This is a genomic window from Massilia sp. (genome assembly GCF_031995545.1).
Taxonomy (GTDB): domain Bacteria; phylum Pseudomonadota; class Gammaproteobacteria; order Burkholderiales; family Burkholderiaceae_D; genus Telluria.
Genome location: NZ_DAMAGA010000081.1, coordinates 1 through 5133, shown reverse-complemented (window position 1 = coordinate 5133; position 5133 = coordinate 1). Strand labels below are relative to the sequence as shown.

Genomic DNA, 5133 nt, shown 5'->3' with positions numbered 1-5133 from the left:
TCGACATATTCCACACTTCCACGTACGGCTCGGCCGGTGCGTTCTGGGCATTGCGGATCATGCCGTTGAACTGCACGCTCGCCAGGTAGTCGGTGGCGGTCTTCTCGATGCCCAGCAGCTGGGCGTCGATGCTGACCACGTCGGTGAAGTCGGCCACGCCACCGCGTTCCTGGATCTGCATCTTCAGCTCGGCGAACACTTCAGGCGAGGTGAATTCGCGCAGGTCGTTGGTGTCGCCGCGGTCCCAGGCCGCCTGCATGCGGATGAACGATGCCTTGGCATGGCGCAGGAAGCTCTCGCTGTCGAAGTCCGACGGCACGCCCCATTGCTGGTGCGCTGGAGCAGCAGCCGCTGCGCTATTACCGAAGCCGGTGCCCTTGTCAAGGGCAACGCCGCCGTTCTGCTTCTGATAGGCGGTCGGCTGCTGGCGCAGGCCCGAACCGATCTCAGGAGTGGCAACCGCGCCGGCCGGCTGTGGCTTGAAGCCACCGAAGCCCGCACCGGCGGTCGCGGCCGAAGCATTGGCCGGGGTGTCCTTGCGGCGGAACATGCGCACGATGAACAGCACGGCGAGGGCCAGCAGCGCGATCATCAGGATCGCCGAGATCGCGCTGGCCAGCGCGCCGCCGATGCCGAAGTGCGACAGCAGCGCGCCCAGGCCGAGGCCGAGCAGCGCGCCGCCCAGGATGCCCTTCCACATGCTCGGACGCTTGGTGGCGGCCGCGGCTGCGGCGCCGGTAGCGCCGGCAGCGGCTGCCGGAGCGGCCTGGTTCGGGTTCTGGCGCTGCATGTTCGGGGCCGGCGCCGGTGCCGGGGCCGGCATCTGGCGCACGGCCTGCGACTGGCGTCCCACCGAGCGTTTACCGCCGAGCGGGCGGGCGAAGGCGTCAGCGACCATCGAGAAGGCGCTCACCGCCAGAATCGTCGTCACCAAAAATTTTTTCATCGTCTCGTCCTTGGAATGAATAACAGCTTGCTTCGGTGCCCGATGCGTTCGATGCATCAGAGCTTGATGCCGGTGTGCAGCGCGGCCACACCGCCGGTCAGGTTGTAATACTGGACCCGCTCCAGCCCCGCATCCAGCATCATCCCCTTCAGGGTGTCCTGATCGGGGTGCATGCGGATCGATTCGGCCAGGTAGCGGTAGCTCTCGGCATCGCCCGCGATTTTCTGGCCCAGCCACGGCAGCACCGAGAACGAATACAGGTCGTACGGTTTCTGCAGCGGCGCGATCACTTTCGAAAATTCCAGCACCAGCAGCTTGCCGCCCGGTTTCAGCACGCGCCGCATCTCGGCCAGCGCCTGGTCCTTGTGCGTCATGTTGCGCAGGCCGAAGGCCACGCTCACGCGATCAAAATAATTGTCCGGGAACGGCAGCTTTTCGGCGTCACACAACATGGTTGGGGTGACAAGCCCTTTATTCAAGAGACGGTCGCGGCCGACGCGCAGCATCGACTCGTTGATGTCGGTAAGCCAGACTTCGCCGCTCTTGCCGGCCTGTTTGGCGAATGCCTTGGCCAGGTCGCCGGTACCGCCGGCGATATCCAGCACCTTGAAGCCGGGACGCACGCCGGCCTGGGCGATCGTGAACATCTTCCAGGCGCGGTGCAGGCCGGCCGACATCAGGTCGTTCATGACGTCGTACTTCGCTGCGACCGAGTGGAAAACCTTGGCGACTTCCTGGACCTTCTGGTCCTCGGCGACAGTCTTGTAGCCGAAGTGGGTGGTATTGGTCATATGTGCATGCGGGTTAGGGTTGCCACATTATACAAGCAGCCAAAAGCCGGGGACGCGCTGCGCCGTCGAGCCGCACGGCAATGTTGCAGGCACTTGTCCACTACGCATGTTGGATAGCCACAACGGCTGTCCAGAATGTCATTACACGACGCACGCCGCGCTTCCCTGCCGGATGCCGCGCCCGGTAAGATCGGTAGCAATCAAATAATGATTCTGCGTATCGTTCGATATGACATCGAAAACTTTACGTAAAAAATTGGAAACTTACTTAAAATTGTATTAATGTTTGTGCGACATCTAGATCGCATTTCGGGTTTAATGGAATCGCTTTTCGTGCCTTGCAGCATGTCAATCGACGGCTGCTCGCACCCAAGGTGAGTCATTGCGAGCGTGCACCGGGACTCACGACAACAAAGCCGGCCCGATCGGGGTAGCGGCGATAACGAGGACAACGGTGACAGTCAAACGGCTTATTTGTGTCAGCAGTGCAGGCAGCGCCCATGCGCGCGCCTGCCACGGGGAACTGCCGGGCTGGGACGTATGCGTGGTCGACAGCCTGGCGGCGGCGCGCAAGGTACTGGCCCAGCAGCATTACGGGGTCGGCCTGCTGCTCGACCGCAGTGACGATTCAAGCGATGGCGCAGGCGATGCCGAGATCGAACGCTTCCTGCGCCAGCACCACAGCATGCGCTGGGTCGGCGTATTCGACGCGCCGCGCATTGACCAGCCCGCCCTGCGCGAGCTGATCGCCGCCCACCTGTTCGATTTCCATACCCGCCCGGTCGATACGCTGCGCCTGCAGCACTCGCTCGGCCACGCTCACGGCATGGCGACCCTGGCCAAGGCGGTGCCGCCGTATAAACGCATGGCGCGCGCCGGCCATATCGACGGCAACTCGCCCGCCATCGTGCGCCTGCGCGCCCACATCGACAAGATTGCCGCGGTCGACGCGCCGGTGCTGATCTCGGGCGAAAGCGGCAGCGGCAAGGAACTGGCGGCCCAGGAAATCCACCTGCGCTCGCAGCGCGCGGGAGGTCCCTTCATCGCCATTAATTGCGCGGCGGTGGCGCCGGCGCTGATTCACTCCGAGCTGTTCGGCCACGAACGCGGCGCCTTCACCGGTGCCAGTCGCGACAAGCAGGGCCTGCTCGAAGCGGCGTCCGGCGGCAGCATCTTCCTGGACGAGATCGGCGACCTGCCGCTCGACCTGCAGGCCAGCCTGCTGCGCTTTCTGCAGGAGCGCGTGATCTACCGCGTCGGCGGCACGCGCACGATCGCGGTCGATGCGCGCGTGATCGCCGCCACCCACGTCAACCTGCCGCAGGCAGTGGCCGAGGGACGCTTCCGCGAAGATCTGTATTACCGCCTGAGCGTGTTTCCGATCCGGGTGCCGCCGCTGCGCGAGCGCAAGGAAGACTTGCCGGTGCTGACCGACCTGATCTTCAACAAGTACGCCGCTGAGCGCAGTCCGCAGCTGAAAGGCGTCAGCCGTGAAGCGCTGCAGGCGATGGCGCGCTACGACTGGCCGGGCAATGTGCGCGAGCTGGTCAACCGCGTGCGGCGCGCCATGGTGCTGGCCGAACACCGCCTGATCATGCCGGAAGACCTCGACCTGCCGGGTGCCGGCCCGATCGTGCCGATGGCCGAAGGCCTGGGCAGTTCGCGCCTGAGCGCCGAGCGCAGCGCCATCTTCGACAGCCTCACCCGCAGCGGCAACAACATCAGCCAGGCTGCACGCGACCTGGGTGTATCGCGCATGACACTGTATCGCCTGATGGCCAAGCATTCGATCTCGACGTAAGTTTCGCTCTTTCCCTGCCGTCGTCCTGCTCCTACGCAGTTTCCCCAATCAATTCAAGTACTTCGCTCCGGCACGCTTGCCTCTCGGCAGCATGCCGGCAGCGGCGTTTCACTCTATGCGCTACGCATGCCGTTCACATTTTGATACAGTTTTGTGACAGGAACGACAACTCTGTCACACCCCTGTGACAATCTCACATTGCCACATTGTCCACCTTCATCACCTGCCGCGGGTATCGCCGAACTCATCAAAATAGTCCTACATAATCAACGACTTGCATCGTGAGCGTGGGCTGGCACGGGAACTGCTACTAGTGAAGCGGACCGGGCGTCATGACGACCTCGGGAAACTTATTAATTCAGTGACATTTAGGGGAGCAATAATGAAGCGTACTATCCTGGCAACCGCGATCGCCCTGGCATTCGGCATGGCCCACGCACAGCAAACCACTCCAGCCGACGGCGGCAGCTACACCTCGACGGTTACCAACACCGACAATAGCTCGGTCACTGACACCCGCAACAGCAACAACACCACCGACACCCGCAACACGTCGACCACCACCAACACCAGCTCGGTCGCCGACAGCAACAACACCGCGACCAACACGAACACGAATACCCAGACCGACAGCAGCAACAACAGCACCAACACCAGCACCAACACGAATTCGAGCAACAGCAACAACACCGCGGACAACCGCAACACCAGCACCAGCACCAACACGAACAACAGCCAGTCGAACAGCAACAACTCGGCCGACAGCAGCAACAACAGCACCAACACCAACACCAATACGAACACCAACACCGCCGACACCCGCAACACGACCACCAACACCAACAGCAGCACCAACGACAGCAACAACAGCAGCACAGTCGACAACCGCAACACCAACACCACGACCAACACCAACACCAATACCAACAACGAAAACCGTTCGGTCAACACCGACACCCGCAACACCAACACCGAAACGACGACGATCGACAGCAACGACACCACCGACGTCGCCAACACCACCACCACGACCACCACCAACACCGACGACCGTTCGGGCCAGAACAACAGCTCGGGCGACGCCCGCGCCGCTGCGGCCGGCTCGGCCGCTGCCAACGGCGGCAACGCCAGCTCGTCGCTGGCCAACTCGTTCAACACCTCGTCGGCCACCGCGACCAGCTCGCTGACCGGCAGCGTGAACGGCAACACCATCACCAACATCGGCAACACCGCCGCCAACTACGGCTCGGCTGCCGGCGCAGCGGGTAACGGCGCAGCAGGCGCGGCAGGCACCGGCGGCTCGGCCACCGGCAACGGCGCGGCAGGCGGCGCGGCAACCGGCGCAGCCGGCGCAGCAGGTGGCGCGGGCGGCTATGCAGCAGGTGGCGCCGCTTCGACCGGCGCATCGACCGTCGGCAACGCCTCGGGCGGCGCAGGCGGCGCCAGCGGCGCGGCTGACGCGGCCGGCGGTTCGGGCGCGGCTGGCGCGGCCGGTGGCTACGCTGCCGGCGGCAACGGCGCGGCAGGCGGCGTCGGCACCGGCGGTTCGGGTGCGGCAGGCGGCGCAGCCAACGGCGGCTCGGGCGCGGCTGGCG

General features: G+C 64.1%; 3 protein-coding genes and 1 pseudogene. 2 read left to right on the top strand and 2 right to left on the bottom strand.

Translation table 11 applies throughout. From position 1 onward, the window contains the following. Positions 1 to 946 (bottom strand): Tim44-like domain-containing protein (locus RTQ83_RS24235; protein WP_312520628.1); only part of this gene is annotated, 946 nt, incomplete at its 3' end. 56 nt (positions 947 to 1002) lie between these two features. Further along, positions 1003 to 1737 (bottom strand): bifunctional demethylmenaquinone methyltransferase/2-methoxy-6-polyprenyl-1,4-benzoquinol methylase UbiE, encoded by a 735-nt coding sequence (gene ubiE / locus RTQ83_RS24230; protein ID WP_312520625.1) that lies wholly within the window; start codon positions 1735 to 1737, stop codon positions 1003 to 1005. Positions 1738 to 2191: 454 nt separating this feature from the next. On the opposite strand from ubiE, the gene RTQ83_RS24225 reads away from it, so the two are divergent. Both RTQ83_RS24225 and RTQ83_RS24220 read left to right on the top strand, forming a co-directional pair. Beyond that, positions 2192 to 3538 (top strand): sigma-54 dependent transcriptional regulator, encoded by a 1347-nt coding sequence (locus tag RTQ83_RS24225; protein ID WP_312520622.1) that lies wholly within the window; start codon positions 2192 to 2194, stop codon positions 3536 to 3538. 382 nt (positions 3539 to 3920) lie between these two features. After that, positions 3921 to 5133 (top strand): annotated as a pseudogene (locus RTQ83_RS24220) (hypothetical protein); the annotation flags it as partial.

Bases quoted from the DNA above. Each gene is read 5' to 3' on its own strand.
- ubiE (WP_312520625.1), bottom strand. From the start codon at position 1,737: ATGACCAATACCACCCACTTCGGCTACAAGACTGTCGCCGAGGACCAG.